Origin of the sequence: Faecalibacterium sp. An192 (assembly GCF_002160175.1) — a bacterium.
Lineage (GTDB): Bacteria > Bacillota > Clostridia > Oscillospirales > Ruminococcaceae > Faecalibacterium.
Window position 1 is genome coordinate 35,743 of record NZ_NFKB01000016.1, and the last position, 22,463, is coordinate 58,205.

The window sequence follows — 22,463 nt, forward strand, 5'->3', positions numbered from 1 at the left end:
GGGTGCCCCGCTTTTTTGTTCCGTTTCTCCGGCCTCCCCCTGCTTTCAACCCCTCAAAAAGCCGGATTTTCAGGGATTTTGCGCCGCAAAAAAGAGCATAAAGCTGTGCTTTTTTATCTTAATTTTTTTGCGGATTTTTCGGCAGGTTCCACAAGTAAAGTCATACTTTTTTGTCGAACTCACCGGTTTCAGTAGTATCCCACCGTTTCCGGCACAAAATCTCTGTCTTTTTTGCAAAATGCCAGATTTTGAGACATATTTTCCTTGCAAAGTAGCATTAGAATACGTTATAATGGATAAAGTGATAACAAAGCGTTACCATCATGTGAAAGGAGAGTGAGCAGATTGGCCGAGGATTATGTGATCGAGATGCTCCACATTACCAAGGAATTCCCTGGAATCAAGGCGAACGATGATATTACCCTCCAGCTGCGCAAAGGTGAAGTTCACGCTCTGTTGGGCGAAAACGGCGCCGGCAAGAGCACCCTGATGAGCGTGCTGTTTGGTCTGTACCAGCCCGAGCAGGGTAAGATTCTCAAGAGTGGCAAGGAGGTCCAGATCCGCAACCCCAACGACGCCAACGCGCTGGGCATCGGCATGGTCCACCAGCACTTCAAACTGGTGGAATGCTTTACCGTTCTGGACAACATCATCCTGGGCGTGGAGCCCAACAAGCTGGGCTTTCTGCAGAAAGCCGAAGCCCGCAAGAAGGTCATGGCTCTGAGCGAGAAATATGGCCTGCGGGTGGACCCGGACGCGCTGGTCAGCGACATTTCGGTGGGCATGCAGCAGCGCGTCGAGATTCTGAAGATGCTCTACCGGGACAATGAGATCCTGATTTTTGACGAGCCCACCGCCGTTCTGACCCCCCAGGAGATCGACGAGCTGATGGAGATCATGCGGGGCTTCAAGAAAGAGGGCAAGAGCATCCTGTTCATCACCCACAAGCTCAACGAGATCATGGCGGTGGCCGACCGGTGCACCGTCCTGCGCAAGGGCAAGTATGTGGGCGTCACCGACATTGCCAACACCAACCAGGAAGAGCTGTCCCGCATGATGGTGGGCCGCGACGTTCAGCTGCAGGTGGACAAGGCCCCCGCCCATCCCGGCGAGGTGATCCTGGACGTTCAGGGCGTGAACGTGCCCAGCTCCACCCACAAGAAAAGCGCCGTCCGGGATGTGTCGTTCCAGGTGCGGGCGGGCGAGATCGTCTGCCTGGCCGGCATCGAGGGCAACGGACAGACCGAGTTTGTCTACGGCCTCACCGGCCTGGAAAAGGTCACCAAGGGCAAAATCACCTTCTGCGGCAAGGACATCACCCACGCTTCCATCCGGGAGCGCTCCAAGTCGGGCATGAGCCACATCCCCGAGGACCGTCACAAGCACGGTCTGGTGCTGGACTACAGCCTGGAGAACAACATGGTGCTGCAGCGCTACTGGCAGCCCGAGTTCCAGAGCCATGGCTTCATCCGCAAGGACAAGGTGCGGGAGTATTCCGACCGTCTGATTGAGCAGTACGACGTCCGCAGCGGCCAGGGCAGTGTCACCATTGCCCGCAGCATGTCGGGCGGCAACCAGCAGAAGGCCATCATCGCCCGCGAAATCGACCGCGACCCCAAGCTGCTGGTGGCTGTGCAGCCCACCCGCGGCCTGGACGTGGGCGCCATCGAGTATATCCATCGCCAGATCGTGGCCCAGCGGGACGCCGGCAAGGCGGTTCTGCTGGTGAGCCTGGAGCTGGACGAGGTCATGAACCTGTCCGACCGCATCCTCGTCATGTACGAGGGCGAGGTCGTGGGCGAGTTTGACCCCAAGACCACCACCGTCCAGGAGCTGGGCCTGTATATGGCCGGCGCCCGCAAGCAGGGGAAAGGAGAATAAGCGCTTTATGGATACCAAGAAAAAGATGCTTTCCCGCGGGGGCAACAGCCGGTCGGCCTTTGTCAGCGTGCTGGCAGCTCTGCTGTGCATCCTGATCGGCCTGGTGTTCGGCTATCTGGTGCTGCTGGCCATCAACGCCGAGCACGCCTGGACCGACGGCTTTGTCCGCATCCTGAAGGGCGGCTTCTATGACGCCCCCTACGGCGTGGGCCGCACCTTGGCCAACGCCGCCCCCCTCATCATGACCGGTCTTTCGGTGGCCTTCGCCTTCAAAACCGGCCTGTTCAACATCGGCGCCGCCGGTCAGTACACCCTGGGCGCCTACGGCGCTCTGTACTGCGCCATCGTCCTTCACCTGCCCTGGTATGTGGGCCTGCTGGCCTCCGCCATTCTGGGCGGCCTGTGGGGCGCCATTCCCGGCCTGTTCAAGGCCTATCTGAACATCAACGAGGTTATCACCTCCATCATGTTCAACTGGATCGGCCTGTATCTGGTCAATGAGATTGTGTACGGCAACGGCACCGGCGTGATGTACGACTCCCGCAACACCCGCACCTGGAACCTCCGCCGCCTGGAAGGCGCCGAGGGCTCCATCATCCCCGACTTCGGCCTGAACAACATGTTCCAGACCAACAGCACCACCATCGCCATCTTCCTGGCCATCGTGGTGGCCATCGCGATCTGGATTGTGCTGGACAAGACTACCTTCGGCTATGAGCTGAAGGCCGTGGGCCTCAACAAGAACGCCGCCCGCTACGCCGGCATCAACGAGAAGAAAAACCTGGTGCTGTCCATGGTCATCGCCGGCGCTCTGGCCGGCTTTGGCGCGGGCCTGTACTACCTGTCCGGCGTGTCCGAGTGGAACCCCCTGAACTCCACCACCCTGCCGGCCATGGGCTTCAACGGCATCTCGGTGGCCCTGCTGGCCAGCTCCAACCCCATCGGCACCATCTTCTCGGCCCTGTTCATCTCCCACATCACGGTGGGCGGCTCGTTCCTGTCCACCCGCTACTACCCCACCGAGGTGGCCGACCTCATCAGCGGCATCATCATCTATCTGTGCGCCTTCTCGATGCTGTTCCGCGGCAAGATCGCCAAGCTCCTGTCCGGCGGCAAACGGGCAGATAAGACCGGCAAAAAGGAGGACTAAGCTATGCTGTTGCTCATCAAATATACCCTGCTGTACGGCATCGTCCTGATGCTGGTAGCCCTGGGCGGCATGTTCAGCGAGCACTCCGGCATCATCAACATTGCCCTGGAGGGCATCATGGTCATCGGCGGCGTCGCCGGCGTCCTGGCCCTGACCCTTCTGCCCGCCACCATGCCCGCATGGCTGATCGTGGTTCTGTCCATTGTGGCGGCGGCCCTGGCCGGCATGGTCTATTCCCTGCTGCTGGCCTTCGCCTCCATCAACCTGAAAGCCGACCAGACCATCGGCGGCACCGCTCTGAACCTGCTGGCCACCGCAGTGGCGGTGGTTCTGGCCAAGTACTTCAGCGAGAGCGGCAGCGCCAAGCTGAACTACACCAACCGTCCCTTCCTGTTCTCGGTGGGCGGGCTGGAGCTCAGCGTCTTTGTCCCTCTGGGCATTGTCCTGCTGGTCATCAGCTATATCGTCATGTACAAGACCCGCTTTGGCCTGCGTCTGCGGGCCTGCGGCGAACATCCCCAGGCCGCCGACTCGGTGGGCATCAACGTCTACAAAATGCGCTACGCCGGCGTCCTGATCTCGGGCGCCCTGGGCGCCATCGGCGGCATGGCCTATATCGTTCCCCCTGTCCAGACCTGGAACTTTGAGGTGGGCGTGGCCGGCGCCGGCTTCCTGGCCCTGGCGGTCATGATCTTCGGCCAGTGGAAACCCTTCCACATCTTTGGCGCGGCCATGTTCTTCGCCGTGTTCAAGAGCCTGGCCAACATCGCCGACTCCACCTTCCTGGCCAACCTGGGCTGGTCCAGCAACATCTACAACATGATGCCCTTCATCGCATCCATGATTATCCTCGCGTTCACTTCCAAGAACAGCATGGCCCCCAAGGCCGAGGGCATCCCCTACGACAAGGGATCGCGCTAAAAACACACCCAACGCGGCGGCAGGCGGCAACAGCTTGCCGCCGTTTTGCTCTCTGAAAGGAAGGTGTTTCCCATGCAGAAAGTTTTGGTCATCGGCTGTCCCGGGGCGGGCAAGAGCACCTTTGCCCGCCGCCTGCGGGACCGGACCGGCCTGCCCCTCCACTATCTGGACTGTCTGTGGCACCGGGCCGACGGCACCCACACCACCCCTGAGGCCTTTGACGCCGCTCTGGCCGCCGTCATGGACGGGCCCGCCTGGATCATTGACGGCAACTATCTGCGCACCATGGAGCCGCGGATGGCCGCCTGTGACACGATTTTCCTGCTGGACTATCCCCTGGAGGTCTGTCTGGCGGGGGCCCAAAGCCGGGTGGGCATCCGGCACGAGGATCTCCCCTGGGTGGAAGAGGAATTCGACCCCGCGTTCCGCCAGTGGATTCTGGATTTTGGTGCGGACCAGCGGCCCGAGCTGTTCCGCCTGCTGGAACAGTACCGCCCCGGCCGGGAAGTCCATATTTTCCGCGGCCGGCCCGAGGCGGAGGCCTGGCTGGCATCTCTGGACGCCGCCGCAAAGCACACGGGTGAAATCCTTCTGCGGCCCTACCGGGACGGAGACGCCCCGGCTCTGGCGGCCCTCTTTTACGAGACGGTCCACACCGTCAACGCGGCCCACTATACCCCCGCCCAGCTGGACGCCTGGGCCCCCGCCTGCGGCCCCGACCTCGCTGCCTGGGACAAGAGCTTCCGGGCGCACCGGACCCTGGTGGCCGAGCTGGATGGGCGGCTGGCGGGCTTCGGGGATCTGGACCCCGCCGCCGGCTACCTGGACCGGCTCTACGTCCACAAGGACCTGCAGGGCCGGGGCGTCGCCACCGCCCTCTGCAACGCGCTGGAAGAGGCTGCCGCCGGGCCGGTGGTCACCCATGCCTCGGTCACGGCCCGCCCCTTCTTCGCCAGGCGCGGCTACCGGGTGATCCGGGCCCAGCAGGTGGAGCGCAGAGGGGTGACCCTGGCCAACTATGTGATGGAAAAAGCACCGGCGGGCGATCTGTGAAGTTTCTGCCAACTTTCGGGCCGGGGCCTTGCCTTTGGGCAAAAGTCATACTATACTGGAAGCAACCTATCAATCGGGATTGGAGTGATCTTCTATGCGTATCTACGACATCATTGCAAAGAAGCGGGACGGCGGTACCCATACCCGCGCCGAGCTGGAGACCCTCATCAACGGCTATGTGGCGGGCGACGTGCCCGATTACCAGATGGCCGCCTGGATGATGGCGGTCTACCTGCGGGGGATGACCGACGAGGAGACCGCCATTTTGACCGACATCATGGCCCGCAGCGGCGAGATGGTGGACCTGTCCCCCATTGCCGGCATCAAGGTGGACAAGCATTCCACCGGCGGCGTGGGCGACAAGACCACCCTGGTGATTGCGCCCATTGCGGCGGCCTGCGGGGTCAAGATTGCCAAGATGAGCGGCCGGGGCCTAGGCCATACCGGCGGCACCATCGACAAGATGGAGAGCGTACCCGGCACCCGCACCGCCCTGACCCAGGAGGAATTTTTCGCCCAGGTGAATCGGATCGGCATTTCGGTCATCGGCCAGAGCGAGAACATCGCTGCGGCGGACAAAAAGATGTACGCCCTGCGGGACGTCACCGCCACCGTCAGCTGCATTCCCCTGATTGCCTCCAGCATCATGTCCAAGAAGCTGGCTTCCGGCTCGGACGCCATCCTGCTGGACGTCACCACCGGCACCGGCGCCTTCATGAAGACGGTGGAGGACAGCGTCCAGCTGGCCAAGCTGATGGTATCCATTGGCGGCCACCACGGCCGCAAGGTGGCCGCCATGATCACCGACATGGACACGCCTCTGGGCCACAACATCGGCAACAGCCTGGAAGTGATGGAGAGCATGGAAGTGCTCAAGGGCCGCGGCCCCGCCGACCTGACCGAAGTCTGCCTGCAGCTGGCGTCCTACATGCTGGTGCTGGCGGGCAAAGGAACCCCGGAAGAATGCCGCGCCATGGCCCAGCAGGTGATTGCAGACGGCAGCGCCTTTGCCAAGTGCAAAGAGATGTTTGCGGCCCAGAGCGGCGACGTGCGGGTTCTGGAGGACTACAGCCTGTTTGACCAGCCGGCGGCCAAGTATGAGGTACTGGCCGAGGCCGACGGGTACATTACGGCCAACGACGCCGAGAAGATCGGCATTGCCAGCGTTCTGCTGGGAGCGGGACGGGAGAAAAAGGGCGATCCCCTGGACTACGCCGCCGGCATCATCCTGCACAAGAAGCGGGGCGACTACGTACGCCGGGGCGAGAGCCTGGCCACCTTCTGCGGCGCACCCGAGCGCTTTGCAGCCGCCGAGGCGGTCTACCGTTCCGCCTTCACCTTCGGCCCCGAGAAACCCTCGGAACTCCCCCTCATCTACGCCATCGTCACCGACACCGGCGTCTCTTACTTTTCTGAAGAAAAGTAAGCAAAAAACTTTTTACTGGGTACCATAAACTTTCCGGGTCTCCGGCAGTTCCGCGGGACCTTTACGCTCCGGCTCGCTCGTTACGTTTGGGCCTGCGGCCCGGTACGATGCGAAGTCTTACGATCTAAAAAGCACAAAAACCCCGCTCCTTCCATGGGAGCGGGGATTTTTATTTCAGTAACTCATTTCCTGTTTTCTACTTCAAGGATTTTCCGCAAAAAGGACATCGTTCCAGCTTACTCCATTGAATGGAAAAATGCTTGCCGCAAAAGGGGCACCGCCGGAAAGCGAAATCAAATACAAACAAAAGGCTCAGAAGGACCGCACCGATGATAAAATGTTCAAAAGCCCAAAGAGCACATACCACCAGCACACCCACCACAAAAACAGCTTTGAACAGAGCCATCTGAAACGGTATCTTCATGTGTGTTCACCTTAGCTTTTGGGCAACAACGCAGAATTTTTCAGTTGGCAGATCAAAGTCTATGCAGGTTTTTACGGATTACTGTGCAGCCTTCTCGGAAGCATCTACCACATGGGCGGCCAGCACCGAGGTGGTCATGGCGCCCACGCCTCCCGGCACCGGGGTGATGGCACTGGCCACCGGCTCGGCCTCCGCAAAGCGGACGTCGCCGCACAGTTTGCCGTCCTCATCGGTGTGGATGCCCACATCCACCACCACCTGGCCCGGGGCGATGCAGTCCCCGCCGATGGCGCCGCGCTTGCCCATGGCCACCACCAGGATATCCGCCTGGCGGCAGAGCTGGGGCAGGTCTTTGGTGCGGGAATTGCACATGGTCACGGTGGCGTTTTTGCGGTCCAGCAGCATGGCGGCCGGTTTGCCCACCACCAGGCTGCGGCCCACCACGGTGACCCGTTTGCCTTCCAGGGGGATGCCGTAATGGTCCAGAATATCCACACAGGCCTGGGCCGTACAGGGTGCATAGCCCACCCCGCTGCCGGTAAACACTCCCGCCAGGGATGCATCGGTGATGCCGTCCACATCCTTTTCGGGGGCCAGGGCAGCCCGGACCGCCTTGTCGTCGATCTGGGCGGGCAGCGGCCGGAAAATCAGGCAGCCGTGGACGCCGGCGTCCTCGTTGATCTCCTCCAGCACCGCCATCAGCGCCGCCTGCGGGGCGTCCGCCGCCAGCAGATAGGGCTTCACCGCGATGCCCAGCTTGGCGCAGCGGTTCATCACGCCCCGTTCATAGGACAGATCGTCCTCCCGCTCACCCATCCGCACCACCGCCAGGGTGGGCACAATCCCTTTTTCCGCCAGGGCCGCCACACGGGCCGCCGTCTTTTCGTTCAGGGCGGCAGCGGCCTGCGCGCCTTTCAAAAGCGTTGCCATGGTCAATTTCCTCCCAGTCGTGCGCAAACCTTGGCGTAAACCGCCTCGGCCCGCGGTACATATTCCTTCAGCAGGGCCGCCACACGGGCGTCCAGCTCTTCCGCCCGGGCCCGGTCGGCCATCAGGCGGGTGTTGACGCTGACATTCAGCCCGGCGCCTTCCAGCGCTGCCCGGCAGAACACCGCCCCGCAGCCTGCATCCGACACCGCCAGCACGCTGCCCTTGGCCTCGTATTCTTCCAGCAGGGCGATGGCCTCGCAGCAGCACTCCATGATTTCCAGGGGCACAGCGGCGGCCTTTTCCAGGGCGGCCGCCATGATTTCGGCCCGGGCGGGGTCCTCTTTGGGGATGGAATAGGCCTTGGCCAAGGGCGCAAAGGCCTCGGCGTCTGCCTCCACCAGCCCTTCCAGTCGGGCCCGCAGGGCGGCGGCCTTCTCATTCAGGGCCAGGATGTCCGGCTCCACGGCGGCATATTTCTTTTTGCCCACCGTCAGGCAGCCCACCATGTTCCCCAGGGCGGTTCCCACGGCGCCCACCAGGGCCGACCCGCCGCCGCCCCCCGGTACCGCCGCTTTGGAGGCCAGTTCCTCCAAAAACTGCTCACAGCTTTTGTGCATCATTTCCATCTGTAAATCCCCCTCTCGGTGATGACGCCATCCAGGCGGATGTCCAGCGGCCCCGCGGCGGCCGCCTCCACTTTTTGTACCTCATAGGCCACCCCGTACACCGCCGCGCCAGTGCACCGGGGAAGATACCGGTCATAGTAGCCTTTGCCCATGCCCACCCGCCGGCAGGCCTCGTCAAAGGCGGTACAGGGCACCAGAACCAGGTCCAGGGTCTCGGGCGGGAAGATCTCCGCCCGTTCCAGCACCGGCGCACGGATGCCATACGCCCCCGTCTCCCAGCCCTTTTCCGGATGGGGCCGGGCGGCGGTCATGGTGCAATCCGGGCCGCACACCGGCCAGGCTGTCCCGTGCAGGCGGCCTTCCGGGCCTTCCAGCAGGGCCGACAGGTCCGGCTCCCCGCCAAAAGCGGCATACCCCAGCACCCGTTTTGCGGCCTGCCAGGCCGGCAGGGACGCGATGCGGGCACAGATGGCCGTATCGGCGGCTTGCCGCGTTGAGGGGTCCAGCGCCCGCCGCGCCGCAATCCCCTGCTGGCGCTGGGCTTTCTTGGCCTCGTCTAGGGTCATTGGCTCCGCCTCCTCTTTGCTGTTTCGGGCCTCAGTCCTCGAAATAAAACAGCTCCTCAAACTTTTTGTCCAGCGCGATGCACAGAATCAGCGCCAGCTTGGCAGTGGGGTTAAACTGCCCCGTCTCAATCGAGCTGATGGTGTTGCGTGAGACGCCCACCATCGCCGCCAGCTGCGCCTGGGACAGCCCCGCCGCCGCCCGCGCCTCTTTGAGCCGGTTTTTCAAAACCAGTTCCGAATTCATACGCCGCCTCCCTCACAGGTGCAGCCAAAACTGCACCGAAAAGATCACAAACGCCAGCAGGCAGCACAGCCCGCTCACCAGGTTGACCCGCTGGTCCAGCCGCTTGTACATCCACAGATGGACAAAGGCCGCATATCCCGTGGCAATGGCCGGATAGTCCCACACCTGGGCCAGCGCCTCGCCTGCAGCCCAGGCGCGGCCCGCCCGCACCAGCCAGAAGGCCGCGCACAGCCCCACCACAACCAGGGCGCTGCGGGTCATGATCTGGCCCTGGATTCGCTCCTCATATTCGCCGTCGCCCTCCTGCCGGGCTCTGCGCAGGATTTCTTCCTTTTTCATGGAACCGCCTCCCTTGGGTTTGACAAGTTTTGTTTGCATTTTCAGTATAACACAGACAAGTGTACTTGTCAACACGCCGGGCGGGATACAAAACAGCCCCGCCTATCCCAGCGGGGCCGTCAGACTGTCAAAAAGTCCCGGCCGGACGACATGTGCGTACGGCTGGGACACCTACAGGGAAATTTGCCGCAGAGAGTGTGCGAGGCCGCAAGGCCGCGTGCGCGGTTCTGCGGTAAATTTTGTCCCCAGGGGGATATTAGGGACTGCGGAGCTGAGCCTCTGCCTGCGGCAGAAACAGGCGAAGCGGAGCAGGTGCCGCGGTCTGTCTTTTGCAAGGGCGCCGCGACGCCCGCCGCAAAAGCAGGGAACCGCAACCAAGGAATTTCTGCCACGCGCATGCGTGCAGAAATGGGTTCCCCCTAAAGCGTGTCGTTTTTCGACACGCTCTCCCAGCGGGGCCGTAAAACATTATGCGCCGAAGCCTGCCAGCACCGTCAGCACCGCCGACGCCACGCACTGGACGATCACCCACCGGATGACCACCTGTTCGTCGCTCCAGCCCAGCCGCTTGCGGGCGTGGTCGTGGAGGGGGGTCAGGGTGTTTTTCAGCACGCTGATGTGCAGGAAACGCTTGAGGCTGATTTTAATGATGCCCAGGCTGCCGTCCAGGATAAACACCATCGCCGCCAGCAGGAAGGCAAAGGGATGTCCCGACTTGAGGGCCAGAACCGCCAGGAAAAATCCCATGGCGCGGCTGCCCGCGTCGCCCATCAGGACGGTGGAGGGCTTGGCGTTGGACCACAGATAGGCCAGCAGAGCGCCCACAAACACCACCGTGGCGGTGACGTAGCTGCCCAGATACTCGCCGTACAGCATGGCAAAAGTGCCCATGCTCACCACCGCCAGGCTGGCGGACAGGCCGTCCACGCCGTCGGTGCAGTTCACCACATTGATGCTGGCCCAGATCAGGATAATGATGAGCAGCAGGTACACCGGGTACGGCAGCACAAAATACCAGCTCAAAAACCGGACTCCGCAGCCGTTGAAGTTGAGATAGGTGACGCCGGCCACCGCCGCAATCACAAAATCGATCAGGCCTTTTTTGTACTCGTTCCACGCGGTGTCCGAGGCATCGTCCAGATACCCCGACAGCATGGAAGCAATGAGCAGGACCATATAAATGACCGTTTCCAGGTGGAACGGCATAAACGCCAGGGCCACCAGCACGATGCACAGCACAAAAATCAATCCCGCGCCCCGGGCCTTGCCCTTGGACAGCGCGCCATCCACCGCAAACGCGCGGCCATGGTCCTGGGGCAGCCGGCTGCGGAACAGACTGGTCAGCAGGGCCGTCAGGACAAACGCCAGCACAAACGCCAGCGCATCCACACCCCGCTGGCCAATGGTGGACAACAATATTGTAACCATGATAGCTTCCTCATTTCTGTTTTTGCATTCCTTGTACTCTCTACAGAGGAAGTGTACCATGTCCGGCCCGAAAAATCAATCACAAGCTGGCAGCCGGCCTCCCCTGCAAACCAAAAAGGGGGCGGGCCTTGCGGCCCGCCCCCGGAAAACTGGGTCTGCACACCCAGCTGGTTCTTTTTTGGTGCGGCAAACTACAAATAATTTGTAATAAACCTTTGGTGCTATACGAAGCGCTTCGTATATTGTGCGGTTATGCGGTCACCTCGTAGAAAGGTACGACAGCTGCACGCGCCCCGCACGGACTGTATCATACGATAATCAGTGTGTAAACGAGTTACGATAGCCTAGCTAGTTATAAAATTACTTCTCGACAGGAGCAGAAGTCTTGCAAGTGACAACTGCGGTGACGAGGTAGACAGGCATATCATTATCCTCGGCAGTAACCATAGCAACTTCACCAGTATAGGTGTAGGTGTACTTCAGGTTGCCAACCTCTTTCTCAGTCTCCAGACCCTTAACCAGATCAGCAATAGCCTGAGCCATTTCCTTCTTCACTGCTTCGGCAGTCTTACCACTAGCATTGACCTGAGTGCTCACAGCAACCTTAGTGCCAACGACCGGGCTGCTAGCCTTGCTACCCAGAGACCCAAAGACCTCACGGCTGTACTCCTGATAGGTAACGATGTCATCGCTGATATCGTTGCCCTGAGTAGTTTTCTTCAGGCCACCATTAACGCGCAGAACCTGCTCAACAGCATCCTGCAGATCGGTGCTATACTGGAAAGAAACAGCATCAATCTTCTCATCCTTCAGCTCATCGTTCAGAATGCCAGCAATAGAAGTGTCAGCAACAGGAACCTGCTCGTCCTTGTTGTCGTCCTTGTTGCCAGTCGAGCAGCCAGCCAGCATGCTGACGGCCATAATGCCGGACAGAGCCAGAGCCAGAACCTTATTCAGTTTCATTTGGAAATTTCCTCCTTGTTGTTGTTTGTAACTCGCACCAAAACATTTGGGGAACAGGTCACCATCCCCGTTCCTTGAGCATAGTTTAACACAACAGAGTTTCCTTTGTCAAGGCAGAACTGGCAAAAGGTGAGAAAAATGGGAAATATAACATTTATACAACGTAAATACGTTGATAAATTTTGGTCTTTCACCCAGAATCTTCCATCGTTTCGCATTTTTGGGACGCAAAATAAGTGCGATGGAGCAAAAACAAAAATCCACTGCACGGTTTGTCCATACAGTGGATTTTTGTTTAGGCTATGAAACAAAAGAGACTTTCTCTGTCTCTTTGACACTAAAAAGCCCCCAACGTCGCACCGTCAGGGGCTTTCTCCTCACGAAAAGGAAATAGGGTCATTGAGGATCACTTGTCAGCAGTAACAGTCTGCGTGATGGAAACGCCAACCACCCATGCGTCAAAAGCAGAATCGCCTTCGCCGATGGTCTTTTCGTAGGCAACCACGTTGCCCTTGTAAGAGTTGGTGACGTCCGTACCCTTGGTCGCATCTTCGCTCTTGAGGTCCATGACTTTCAGCTGCTCGGCAATATTGCTTGCCACTTCGCTGGCCGTGTCAAAAGCCTCGTTCTCCACGTTGTAGACAAAGACCTTCACGAAGGTCTCGCTGCCAACCGTGGTCTGAGCTTTCCATGCGCCGCCAAGACCCATATCACCATAGCCAGTCAGCTGGCGAACGGTGGTGCTGACACTGCTGTCTGCAATACCGTTGGTGACCTGAGCCGGGGTCAGAGTTCCTGCAACTTTGGAAATCGCATCATCCAGTTCCTTGTCGTTGCTCTTGTAGCTCACCATTTCCTGAGCACCATTCAGGGCACTGCGAACAGTAGAGGTACGATTGTCAAGGAGACTGCTGATGCTGCTGCCGCCACCGCAAGCAGTCAGCATGCTGACTGCCAGGACGCCGGACAGCGCCAGGGAAAGAATGCGCTTGAGTTTCATTGGACCTTTACCTCCTTATTAGAGAAGTAAAATTTTGCCTGGGGTTACCTGTTTCGAGTCTTGGACCTTTGCGGGATAAGGACGGCCCCTACCCCGTCTAGTCATATAATAGTACAACTTCCGCGATTTGTCAATCGTACCATTTTTCGCCAAGAGTTCTTCTAAAAAAATTTACATTTAATAAAAACAAGCGCCCTTGCCTTTCGGCAGGTGCGCTTGTGGGCATTCGAGCTTTTGTTTTCAAAGTTGGGGTTCTGTTTCCCAACTTTGGTGGGATGATATTTCACCCAAAACTCAAATATTTTTACTGCTTTTTTATTGTAAATTTTTATCGTAAATCAGGTTTTATGTTCCTCTTTTACGGTCTGGTTGATGCCGATTCCCACCACCCAGGCCGACGCCTGATCGCTGAACGCCTGGCGCACGCTGACCGAATAGGTATATGTATAGGTGAAATAACTGTCGATCACCACCTGGCGGGAGGTGCAGGGCAGTTCGGCGGCCATCTCGTCGATTTCATCCACGATGGCCCGGGCCACTTCGTCCTCGCTCCAGTCGCCGGGATAGATGAACAGCCGGGACATCCGGGTCACGCCGCTCTCGGTGGGGGCGCTGAGGGCATTGTAGCGGCTGGTGTCGGAGGCTTCCCGCATCGCATCCGCCAGAATGCCGTTGTCCTCCCCGGTGCCGGGGGCGCTGCGGCTCTTGAGCATATGGGTGGCGGCAGCGGCGGTGCCGCTGTCCAGCGGGGCGTCGTTGGTGACCACCGTCTGGGCGGACGTACTGGCGATCAGATCCGCCACGCCGGCCATGCTGCGCGTCCCAACCTGTTTGGGCTGCGAACAGCCGCTCAACACCAAAAGAGCCAGCACTGCCAGCAGCAGGACCAGTCCGTGCTTCATCTTGCGCAACGCGCATACCCCCTTCCCGGCTCATGTCGGCACACAAGCCCATTGTGTTTTTATTGTACACCGCGCAGGCAGGTTTTGTCAACCGTCCGTATAGAGGACTTGATTTTGCGGGCCATTCCGGGTAATATGGAAGCAGCATTTTCAGCGTGCCGCCGTGCGGCAGGCTGCAGAGGCGCGCCGGCCGCGGGGCGGGAGTTTTCCCCTGAGATGCCGCGGTCTGGCGGGTCGCATCGAGGGGTGACGCACGCCGCCGGACACCGCGCCCCGGCGCCGCGTCCGCCTGTGAATCCGGCAGGCCTGCGGCTCTGGCACCCGGGGCGAACCCCGGCCAAACGGACAGGGCCGGGCGCGTCATATCCTGTCCCATCGGAAGTAAAGGAGGAAATCCGGATGAAAACGATTGGTTTTATTGGCTGCGGAAACATGGGCGGAGCCCTGGCCCGGGCGATCTGCCGCACGGTGGAGCCGGGCAATGTTGTTTTGGCAAACCGCACCCCCGCCAAGGCCGAGGCCCTGGCGGCTGAGCTGGGCTGCCGCACCGGCTCCAACCAGGACGCCGCCCTGTGCGATGTGGTATTCCTGGGCGTGAAACCCCAGATGATGGCCGACATGCTGGCCCAGCTGCAGCCGGTGCTGGCGGGCCGCAAAGAGCGGTTTATCCTGTGCACCATGGCGGCGGGCCTGACCATGGTGCAGATCCGCCAGATGGCCGGGGGCGACTACCCGGTGGTGCGGATCAACCCCAACATTCCCTCGGGGGCCGGCGCCGGGATGATTCCCTATTGCACCCTGGGCCTGGAGGACGGCGAGGAAGAAGCCTTCTGCCAGCTGATGGCAGGGGCCGGCATGCTGGACAATCTGCCCGAAAACCTGATGGACGCCGCCTGCTGCGTGTCGGGCTGCGGCCCGGCCTGGGCGTATCAGTTCATTGAGGCCCTGGCGGACGGCGGCGTGGCCTGCGGAATGCCCCGGGCCAAGGCGCTGCAGTACGCCGCCCAGATGCTGCTGGGCAGCGCCAAGATGATGCTGGACACCGGCAGCCATCCCGGCGTCCTGAAGGACTCGGTCTGCAGCCCCGGCGGCACCACCATTCAGGGTGTCCGGGTGCTGGAGGAGCGGGGCTTCCGCGGGGCGGTGACCGACGCGGTCATCGCCGCCTATGAAAAGACCATCAAGCTGCGGGAGGGCTGATGCCATGCGAATTGTCGTCAAGGTCGGCACCTCTACCCTCACCTATCCCACCGGCCATCTGAACATCCGCCGCACCGAGGAGCTGGTGAAGGTCCTGAGCGACCTGAAAAACGCCGGCCACGAGATGATTCTGGTTTCCTCGGGCGCCATCGGCATGGGCGTGGGCAAGCTGTCCCTGCCCAGCCGTCCCGCCGACATGGCAGGCAAGCAGGCCTGTGCGGCGGTGGGCCAGTGCGAGCTGATGTACACCTATGACCGGCTGTTTGCCGAGTACAACCACACCGTAGCCCAGATTCTGCTGACGGGCGTGGACGTGGAGCACACCGAGCGCCGCCAGAACTTCGAAAACACCCTCTACCGCCTGCTGGAGCTGGGCGCGCTGCCCATCATCAACGAAAACGACACCGTGTCCACCATGGAGATTTCCTCCATCGGCGACAACGACACCCTGGCGGCCATTGTGGCCTGCTGTGCCCGGGCGGACCTGCTGGTGCTGCTCAGCGACATTGACGGGCTGTACACCGCCAACCCCCGCACCCACCCCGACGCCCAGCTGATCCCCCTGGTGGAGAACGTCACCGAGGACATCATGAGCCTGTCGGACGGGGCCGGTTCGGCCCTGGGCACCGGCGGCATGGCCACCAAGCTGCGTGCCGCCCGGATGGTCACCGCCGACGGGGTGGAAATGGTGATTGCCAACGGAGCCCATCCCGAGCTGCTGTACAGGATTGCCGAGGGCGAAGCCGCCGGCACCCGGTTTGCAGCGCGGCCCCGGGCCAACAAATAAAAAGGAGGCTGACCCATGACCACACAGGAGATTCTCACCGCCGCCCGTGACGCGAAAGGCGCTCTGGCCCTGGCCGACACCCAGCAGCGGAACCATGCCCTGATGGGGATGGCCGGCGCCCTGGACAACCCGGCCAACCGGGCCGCCATTCTGGCCGCCAACGCCGCCGACATCGAGGCCGCCCGGGGGCGGATCTCGGAGGTAATGCTGGACCGTCTTGCCCTGAACGAACAGCGTCTGGACGGCATGGCCCAGGGCATCCGGGACGTGGCGGCCCTGCCCGACCCGGTGAGCGCCGTGCTGCGCCGCATCGAGCGGCCCAACGGCCTGGTGATCGAAAAGACCGCCGTCCCCATGGGCGTGGTGGCCATCATTTACGAGAGCCGCCCCAACGTCACCAGTGACGCGGCGGCCCTGGCCCTCAAGAGCGGCAACGCCTGTGTTCTGCGCTGCGGCAAAGAGGCATGGCGCTCCAGCAAGGCCATTGTGGACGCCCTGCGCCAGGGAGTGACGGCCGCCGGTCTGCCGGCTGCTGCCGTCAGCCTGATTGAGGACACCACCCACGCCTCCGCCAACGCCCTGATGACCGCCGTGGGCTATGTGGATCTGCTGATCCCTCGGGGCGGTGCGGGCCTGATCCGGGCCTGCGTGGAAAACGCCAAGGTTCCCTGCATCCAGACCGGCACCGGCATCTGCCACATCTATGTGGACGACACCGCCGATCAGGACAAGGCACTGGACATCATCGAAAACGCCAAGGCCAGCCGTCCCAGCGTCTGCAACGCCGAGGAGGTCTGCCTGGTTCACAAAGACATCGCCGGGGCCTTCCTGCCCAGGCTGGCCCAGCGTCTGGGCCCCGACCGGGAGGCCCGCGGCCTTCATCCGGTGGAGCTGCGGTTGGACCAGAAGGCCGCGGCCATCATCCCCGGCACCCCCGCCGGGCCCCAGGACTTTGACACCGAGTTCCTGGACTACATCCTGGCGGTGGGGGTTGTGGAGGACGTGCAGCAGGCCATCGGCCACATTGCCGAGCACTCCACCGGCCACAGCGAGGCCATCCTGAGCCAGACCCAGGAACACATCGACCTGTTCACCGCAGCGGTGGACAGCGCGGCGGTGTACGTCAACTGTTCCACCCGCTTCACCGACGGCGGCGAGTTCGGCCTGGGCTGCGAAATGGGTATTTCCACCCAGAAGCTCCATGCCCGAGGTCCCATGGGCCTGGCCGAGCTGTGCACCTACAAGTACATCATCCGCGGCAACGGTCAGATTCGCTGACCGCCCGCCTTCAGCGCAAACAAAAGAGCCGTGGAGCGGCAAAGCTCCACGGCTCTTTTTCGGTTCTATGGGGGATCAGGGGATGCCCGGCCGGTTTTTACTCCAGACCGCCCATCTCCTTGATGGCCTTCAGGGCGAAGGTCAGGGTGCGGCCCATGGCCACGCCTGCCATCAGGCAGGGGTAGTTGTTGGCAAAGAAGCTGCCGGACATATCGCCGGTGATGTACAGGCCCTCCATGGGCTCGTTGTTGGTGTCCAGAGCCTGGCCCTTTTCGTTGATGGCGATGCCCTGCTCGGTGGTCAGCAGCGAAGCGCCCAGCCAGCAGCCATAGAAGGGAGCCTTGCGGATGGCGCTCAGACGGTAGGCCGGCTTGCCGAAATCGTCGTCCTTCTGCTGATCGTACAGCTCATTGTAACGCTCAACGGTGGCCAGGAAGGTGTCCTTGTCGGCGCCGGTGAAGCCCAGCTTGTCGGCCAGCTCCTCCAGGGTGTCGGCGCGGAAGAAGCAGCCTGCGGCCTCAGCCTCCTCCATCTTGGGCAGCACGTAGTCCGGACCGCCGTTGCGGGTCTGGGCCGAGCAGCCGATGGTATGGAAACGCTGCACGTCCTCGTACCAGTTGTCGTCATGGATCTGGGCGTAGACGCGGCCCGGCTGATGGGCGGCAGCGTAGACGATGTCGTTGTAGGGGCTGCTCTCGTTGGCAAAGCGCTCGCCGTGGCGGTTGACCTTCAGGAAGGGCTGAGTGCCGGGGTTATACTGCTTGATGGGGCCGGGGAAAGCCTTGCCGCCAAAGGCGCTGGGGCTGTCGATGTAGCCGGCGTCCTGTCCCGGAGGCACCACGCCGCGGTCGAACAGCATGGGAGCAGACTCCTTGTCCAGGTTGGCGCCGGCCCAGACGGCGGCGCGGATGCCGTAGCCGCGGTCAGCCGGCGAATAGGAGCAGGCGGTGGTGACGCTGGTGCCCAGAGGGTCCAGCTGCTCCATCATGTAGGGGTTGCCGGGGTAGCCGCCGCAGGCCAGCAGGACGCCCTTGGCCGCATTGATGCGGATGAAGTGGCCGTCCTCGTTGCTCTGGGCGATGATGCCGGTGATGCGGCCGTCGCTGTTCTTCTCCAGCTTGGCCAGGGCGGTGTTGAAGTCGATGGAGTAGCCACGCTTCTCAATATAATCCTGGAATGCCTGGTTGCGCTGCATACCAGAAGCGGACTCAGAAGCCATGTAGTTGTGCTCCTGGACGGGGTAAAGATAATCGGTGTTGTGATCGGCGTTCTCGGCGGGCCATGTTGCCTCGGTGCCAGAGGTGAACTCACAGGTCCAGCCGTACTCGCCCTCCAGAATACCAGCCACAAAGTCGTGCATGGCGGCAGACTCATCGATCCAGGTCTTGACCACGCGCTGGTCGCACTTGCCGGAGGCATAGCGGGAAATCTCGCTCAGCAGCTTGGCGCGGTCGCAGGGCTCGGCGCCAGCGGCCTTGGCGGCGGCGGTGTCGATGGCTCCGTACCAGTGACGGGTATCCTGAACGGCAGCATTCTGCTCAATGATACGGAAATTCAGGCCGTTCTGTGCGGCAAAGGCAGCAGCGGCCATACCGCCGTTGCCAGCGCCCACGATGACAATATCGGTGTCCCAGGTATCGGTGATGGCAGCCTCATCGATATCGGGCTCGGTGCCCAGCCAGTCGTTCTCATCGCCGGAGGGCAGCTGGACCGAGGTCACAACCGCCTCACCCTTAGCCTGGGCAAAGCAGCTCTGAGCTGCCTTCATGACGGCATCCGAAGTGATGGTGGAGCCCGACACGCCGTCGATTTCAGCCGAGCCGGCGGCCAGCAGCTGCTCTTTCAGCTCCTCGGCAGCGGCAGCGCCATAGGAAGCCGTCTCACCCGAGGTATCCACCACCACGTCGGTGACAGCGCTTTCGCTGAAGGTCATGGTGACCTTGACGGTGGAGGAAATGCCCTGGGCGGTGCCCTCATAGGTGCCGGGAATGTAGGTAGCCCCTGCTGCCACCGAACCCGAGCCCGAAGCAGCCCCCGAGACAGCCGAACCGGCCGACTCACAGGCGGCCAGGGCGCCGGCGGTCACGCTGCTCATGGCAGCAGCGGCGGCGATCTTCAGAAAACCTTTGCGGGAAATCTTCTTCATTCTGAATCCGTTCCTTTCTCTTCTTGGGTGTGTACACTTCCATGGGGCCGCCCGGTGCACGTCAGCCGGCCCCTGCCAAACGTCGCCCCCAGGCCTTCTCTCCTGGGGGCACAATCATTTGATCCTATATTAGGGTATCACATAGCGACGTGATTGTCTATCCGCTTTATACGAAAAAATCGGCCCAAAGTGTTTCCTTTTGCACCGAATTTCAGATACCATTTCAGATTTCTGGTCCCATCTTGCGTTCCGCAGAATCTTCTATATAATAAGGTAGAACCTTTCGCCTCCACTGATGTACGAAAAGGAAATCATCTATGATTCATAACGCACAGGAAACTTCTCATCTCCCCTCTCCCCCCGCCGGGCTGGACGCCCTTGCGGCGCGGGTGGAGGAACTTCTATCCCGGCAGGGCCGCGCCGTGGTGGCCATCGACGGCCGGTGCGGCAGTGGCAAAACCACTGTAGCCGCCCTGCTGGCCCAGCGGCTGGACTGCACCGTCCTCCACGCCGACGACTTTTTCCTCCGGCCCGAACAGCGCACGCCCCAGCGGATGGCCCAGCCGGGAGGCAACTTTGACCGGGAGCGGTTTTTCACTGAGGCCCTGTCCCCCCTGCTGGACCGCCGGGACGCCCTCTACCGTCCCTACGACTGCCACACCGGCCAGCTGAAGCCCCCGGTGGCCGTCCCCTGGAAGCCGGTCATTCTGGCGGAGGGCTCCTACAGCTGCCACCCCGACCTGTGGGCCTGCTACGACCTCCACGTCTTTGTCACCGCCGATCTGGAGACCCGGCTGGCCCGCATTGCCCAGAGACCGGGGGTCAACCTGGAGAATTTCCGTACAAAATGGATACCTTTGGAAGAAAAATACATTTTGTCATCGAATCTGGAGGACCGCTGTGAGGTGATCCTCCACACCTGAGCCCCGAGGCGCCGTCTTTTCCACAGGACGGCGCCTTTTGCGTGGAAAGCCCCGCCTCACTCCATTCCCCGCGGAACAGGGCGATTTCACCCAGCTTATCCATGTTTTTGGGGCTGCGTTCCGCTTTTTGTTGTAAAAGCAACATACATTTTCCCCGCATTGTACTATAATCACCTCAGAACCCCAACACATCCAAGGAGGATTTCCCCATGATTCGACAGATCATTCATATAGATCAGGAAAAATGCAACGGCTGCGGCCTGTGCGCCACCGCCTGCCACGAGGGCGCCATCGAGATGGTGAACGGCAAGGCCAAGCTGGTGCGGGAGCACTTCTGCGACGGTCTGGGGGACTGCCTGCCCGGTTGTCCCACCGGAGCCATCACCTTTGAACAGCGGGAGGCCCCCGCCTACGACGAGGCCGCCGTCCAGCGTGCCAAAGCCCAGCAGCAGGCCCCCCACCACGCGGGAGGCTGTCCCGGTTCCCGGGCCGTCCAGTTCCAGGCTGCCCAGGCCCCCGAGGCCCCTGCCGCGGTTCCCGCCGGCAAGCCGGTGTCCCGGCTGGGCCAGTGGCCGGTCCAGATCAAGCTGACCCCGGTGCAGGCGCCCTTCTTCCAGGGGGCCAAGCTGCTGATCGCCGCCGACTGCGCCGCCTACGCCTACGCATCCTTCCACGATGATTTCATGCGGGGCAAGGTGACCCTCATCGGCTGCCCCAAGCTGGACGGGGTGGACTACGCCGAAAAGCTCACCGACATTCTCCGCCTCAACGACATCCAGAGCGTCACCATCGTCCGGATGGAGGTGCCCTGCTGCGGCGGGCTCCAGTCCGCCGCCCAGCGTGCGCTCCAGGCCAGCGGCAAGTTCATCCCCTGGCAGGTGGTGACTCTTTCCCGTGACGGACGTATTTTAGACTGATTTTCTACACAAAGTAAACCCAAACACCAAAGGAGGTACTCTATGCGCAATCTGAACACACGAAAACTGGCCGTCATCGGCTGCGGCTTTGTGGGGTCGGCCTCGGCCTTCGCCCTGATGCAGAGCGGCCTGTTCTCCGAGATGGTCCTGATCGACGCCAACCACGCCCGGGCCGAGGGCGAAGCCCTGGACATCAGCCACGGCCTGCCCTTCGCCAAGCCCATGAAGATTTACGCCGGCGACTACCCCGACCTGGCCGACGCATCCCTGATCGTCATCACCGCTGGGGCCGGCCAGAAGCCGGGCGAAACCCGGCTGGACCTGGTGAAGAAAAACATCTCCATCTTCCGGTCCATCATCCCCTCCATCACCCAGTACAACCGGGACGCCATCCTGCTGATTGTGGCCAACCCGGTGGATATTCTGACCTATGCCGCCGCCAAGCTCAGCGGCTTCCCCGAAAACCGGGTCTTCGGCACCGGCACCGTTCTGGACACCGCCCGCCTGAAGTACCTGCTGGGAGAACACCTGCAGGTGGACAGCCGGGCCGTCCACGCCTTCATTCTGGGCGAGCACGGCGACAGCGAAATTGTGGCCTGGAGCAGCGCCAACGTGTCGGGCCTGCCCCTCCACAACTTCTGCGAGATGCGGGGCTACTTTGACCACGACGCCGCCATGGAAGCCCTGGCCGCCGGGGTCAAGAACAGCGCCTACGAGATCATCGAGAAGAAAAGCGCCACCTACTACGGCATCGCCATGTCGGTGCGCCGGGTCTGCGAGGCCATCGTCCGGGATGAGAAGTCCATCCTGCCGGTGTCGTCGGTGCAGCACGGCAGCTATGGCATCGACGGGGTGGCCCTGAGCCTGCCCGCCGTGGTGGGCAAGGACGGCGTCGAGACCATCGTCCCCATCGCCCTCAGCGAGGAGGAAATCGCCGCTCTGCGGGCCTCGGCCCAGACTTTGAAGGACGTCCTGGCCGAACAGGACCTCTGATCCGCCGCCTGTCCGTCCAATATGGACAGGTGACCCCACGCATCGAGCAGAAATGCCCAAAGGAACCCGTTAAAATTTCATCAACCTGACGAAACGTTCTATACAACGCCTGTTTCTGTTGACATTCGGCTGTCTGCATGGTATTTTATAGACGATAATTAAAGTCTGCACTGTGGCAGACTTTCCAGTTGGATTGTTACCGGTAATGCGGGCTAGACCAACTCCGAGGATGTCTTTTGTCGTAGAGAAAGAGGCATTGTGAACCGCCCCATATTGTGCGGACAGTACAAAAAAGAGGCCTGCAAGGGGTAGAACAAGCGAATCAAAGACTGGCCTGGCGAAGCGAGAGCGGAGCCAGGCCAGTCT

22 protein-coding genes are annotated in these 22,463 nt (G+C 61.3%); 11 read left to right on the top strand and 11 right to left on the bottom strand.

Annotation, left to right across the window (positions count from 1 at the left end; genetic code table 11):
- Positions 1-369 precede the first annotated feature (369 nt).
- The 5 genes from B5F27_RS06960 to B5F27_RS06985 all read left to right on the top strand — a co-directional run bounded on the left by B5F27_RS06960 (position 370) and on the right by B5F27_RS06985 (position 6,431).
- Positions 370-1,881, top strand: coding sequence for an ABC transporter ATP-binding protein (locus B5F27_RS06960; protein ID WP_087365793.1), 1,512 nt, complete (start codon positions 370-372; stop codon positions 1,879-1,881).
- Between the two features lie 7 nt (positions 1,882-1,888).
- Complete coding sequence (locus B5F27_RS06965; RefSeq protein WP_087365741.1) at positions 1,889-3,031, top strand: ABC transporter permease; 1,143 nt, start codon at positions 1,889-1,891, stop codon at positions 3,029-3,031.
- Positions 3,032-3,034: 3 nt separating this feature from the next.
- Positions 3,035-3,952 (top strand): ABC transporter permease, encoded by a 918-nt coding sequence (locus B5F27_RS06970; RefSeq protein WP_087246235.1) that lies wholly within the window; start codon positions 3,035-3,037, stop codon positions 3,950-3,952.
- A 585-nt stretch (positions 3,953-4,537) separates the two neighbouring features.
- Positions 4,538-5,005, top strand: coding sequence for a GNAT family N-acetyltransferase (locus B5F27_RS06980; protein ID WP_087365796.1), 468 nt, complete (start codon positions 4,538-4,540; stop codon positions 5,003-5,005).
- 94 nt (positions 5,006-5,099) lie between these two features.
- Positions 5,100-6,431 (top strand): thymidine phosphorylase, encoded by a 1,332-nt coding sequence (locus B5F27_RS06985; RefSeq protein WP_087365744.1) that lies wholly within the window; start codon positions 5,100-5,102, stop codon positions 6,429-6,431.
- A 502-nt stretch (positions 6,432-6,933) separates the two neighbouring features.
- Here the strand turns inward: B5F27_RS06985 and B5F27_RS06995 are convergent.
- The 9 genes from B5F27_RS06995 to B5F27_RS07035 all read right to left on the bottom strand — a co-directional run bounded on the left by B5F27_RS06995 (position 6,934) and on the right by B5F27_RS07035 (position 13,862).
- Entirely contained in the window at positions 6,934-7,785 is an 852-nt protein-coding gene (locus B5F27_RS06995) for a tetrahydrofolate dehydrogenase/cyclohydrolase catalytic domain-containing protein (RefSeq protein ID WP_087365750.1), read from the bottom strand.
- A gap of 2 nt (positions 7,786-7,787) precedes the next feature.
- A complete protein-coding gene (locus B5F27_RS07000) occupies positions 7,788-8,411 on the bottom strand; it encodes a cyclodeaminase/cyclohydrolase family protein (protein WP_087365752.1) in 624 nt (207 codons plus the stop codon).
- Positions 8,402-8,977 carry a 5-formyltetrahydrofolate cyclo-ligase gene (locus B5F27_RS07005; protein WP_087365755.1) on the bottom strand — a complete coding sequence of 192 codons (576 nt, stop codon included), beginning with the start codon at positions 8,975-8,977 and terminating at the stop codon, positions 8,402-8,404. Before B5F27_RS07005 ends, B5F27_RS07000 begins: the two co-directional genes overlap by 10 nt.
- 31 nt (positions 8,978-9,008) lie before the next feature.
- Complete coding sequence (locus B5F27_RS07010; protein ID WP_087246229.1) at positions 9,009-9,221, bottom strand: helix-turn-helix transcriptional regulator; 213 nt, start codon at positions 9,219-9,221, stop codon at positions 9,009-9,011.
- Positions 9,222-9,233: 12 nt separating this feature from the next.
- Positions 9,234-9,560, bottom strand: a complete 327-nt coding sequence (locus B5F27_RS07015; RefSeq protein WP_087246228.1) for a DUF6442 family protein — start codon at positions 9,558-9,560, stop codon at positions 9,234-9,236.
- 468 nt (positions 9,561-10,028) lie between these two features.
- Entirely contained in the window at positions 10,029-10,988 is a 960-nt protein-coding gene (locus B5F27_RS07020; RefSeq protein WP_087365758.1) for a phospho-N-acetylmuramoyl-pentapeptide-transferase, read from the bottom strand.
- A 360-nt stretch (positions 10,989-11,348) separates the two neighbouring features.
- The gene (locus B5F27_RS07025; protein ID WP_087365761.1) at positions 11,349-11,951 is read right to left on the bottom strand and encodes a hypothetical protein; all 603 of its coding nucleotides are present in this window, start codon (positions 11,949-11,951) and stop codon (positions 11,349-11,351) included.
- Positions 11,952-12,357: 406 nt separating this feature from the next.
- The gene (locus tag B5F27_RS07030; protein WP_087365765.1) at positions 12,358-12,951 is read right to left on the bottom strand and encodes a hypothetical protein; all 594 of its coding nucleotides are present in this window, start codon (positions 12,949-12,951) and stop codon (positions 12,358-12,360) included.
- 338 nt (positions 12,952-13,289) lie between these two features.
- Entirely contained in the window at positions 13,290-13,862 is a 573-nt protein-coding gene (locus tag B5F27_RS07035) for a hypothetical protein (protein ID WP_087365768.1), read from the bottom strand.
- Between the two features lie 390 nt (positions 13,863-14,252).
- Here B5F27_RS07035 and proC point away from each other — a divergent pair, with 390 nt between their 5' ends.
- The 3 genes from proC to B5F27_RS07050 are packed head-to-tail and all read left to right on the top strand — an operon-like array spanning position 14,253 to position 17,118.
- Positions 14,253-15,053, top strand: a complete 801-nt coding sequence (gene proC, locus B5F27_RS07040; protein WP_087246223.1) for a pyrroline-5-carboxylate reductase — start codon at positions 14,253-14,255, stop codon at positions 15,051-15,053.
- A gap of 4 nt (positions 15,054-15,057) precedes the next feature.
- On the top strand, positions 15,058-15,840 hold the full coding sequence (gene proB, locus B5F27_RS07045; RefSeq protein WP_087246222.1) for a glutamate 5-kinase: 783 nt from the start codon (positions 15,058-15,060) through the stop codon (positions 15,838-15,840).
- 15 nt (positions 15,841-15,855) lie between these two features.
- Positions 15,856-17,118: a glutamate-5-semialdehyde dehydrogenase gene (locus B5F27_RS07050; protein ID WP_087365772.1), complete on the top strand. Its 1,263-nt coding sequence runs from the start codon at positions 15,856-15,858 to the stop codon at positions 17,116-17,118.
- Positions 17,119-17,215: 97 nt separating this feature from the next.
- Here the strand turns inward: B5F27_RS07050 and B5F27_RS07055 are convergent, their stop codons facing one another.
- Complete coding sequence (locus B5F27_RS07055; RefSeq protein WP_087365775.1) at positions 17,216-19,264, bottom strand: FAD-binding protein; 2,049 nt, start codon at positions 19,262-19,264, stop codon at positions 17,216-17,218.
- Between the two features lie 317 nt (positions 19,265-19,581).
- Here B5F27_RS07055 and B5F27_RS07060 point away from each other — a divergent pair, with 317 nt between their 5' ends.
- The 3 genes from B5F27_RS07060 to B5F27_RS07070 all read left to right on the top strand — a co-directional run bounded on the left by B5F27_RS07060 (position 19,582) and on the right by B5F27_RS07070 (position 22,097).
- A complete protein-coding gene (locus tag B5F27_RS07060) occupies positions 19,582-20,187 on the top strand; it encodes a hypothetical protein (protein ID WP_087365778.1) in 606 nt (201 codons plus the stop codon).
- 209 nt (positions 20,188-20,396) lie between these two features.
- On the top strand, positions 20,397-21,104 hold the full coding sequence (locus B5F27_RS07065) for a 4Fe-4S binding protein (protein ID WP_087365781.1): 708 nt from the start codon (positions 20,397-20,399) through the stop codon (positions 21,102-21,104).
- Positions 21,105-21,146: 42 nt separating this feature from the next.
- Entirely contained in the window at positions 21,147-22,097 is a 951-nt protein-coding gene (locus tag B5F27_RS07070; RefSeq protein ID WP_087246217.1) for an L-lactate dehydrogenase, read from the top strand.
- A 69-nt stretch (positions 22,098-22,166) separates the two neighbouring features.
- Here the strand turns inward: B5F27_RS07070 and B5F27_RS16975 are convergent.
- The coding region (locus B5F27_RS16975; RefSeq protein ID WP_206422995.1) for a hypothetical protein at positions 22,167-22,463 on the bottom strand (297 nt) is incomplete at its 5' end.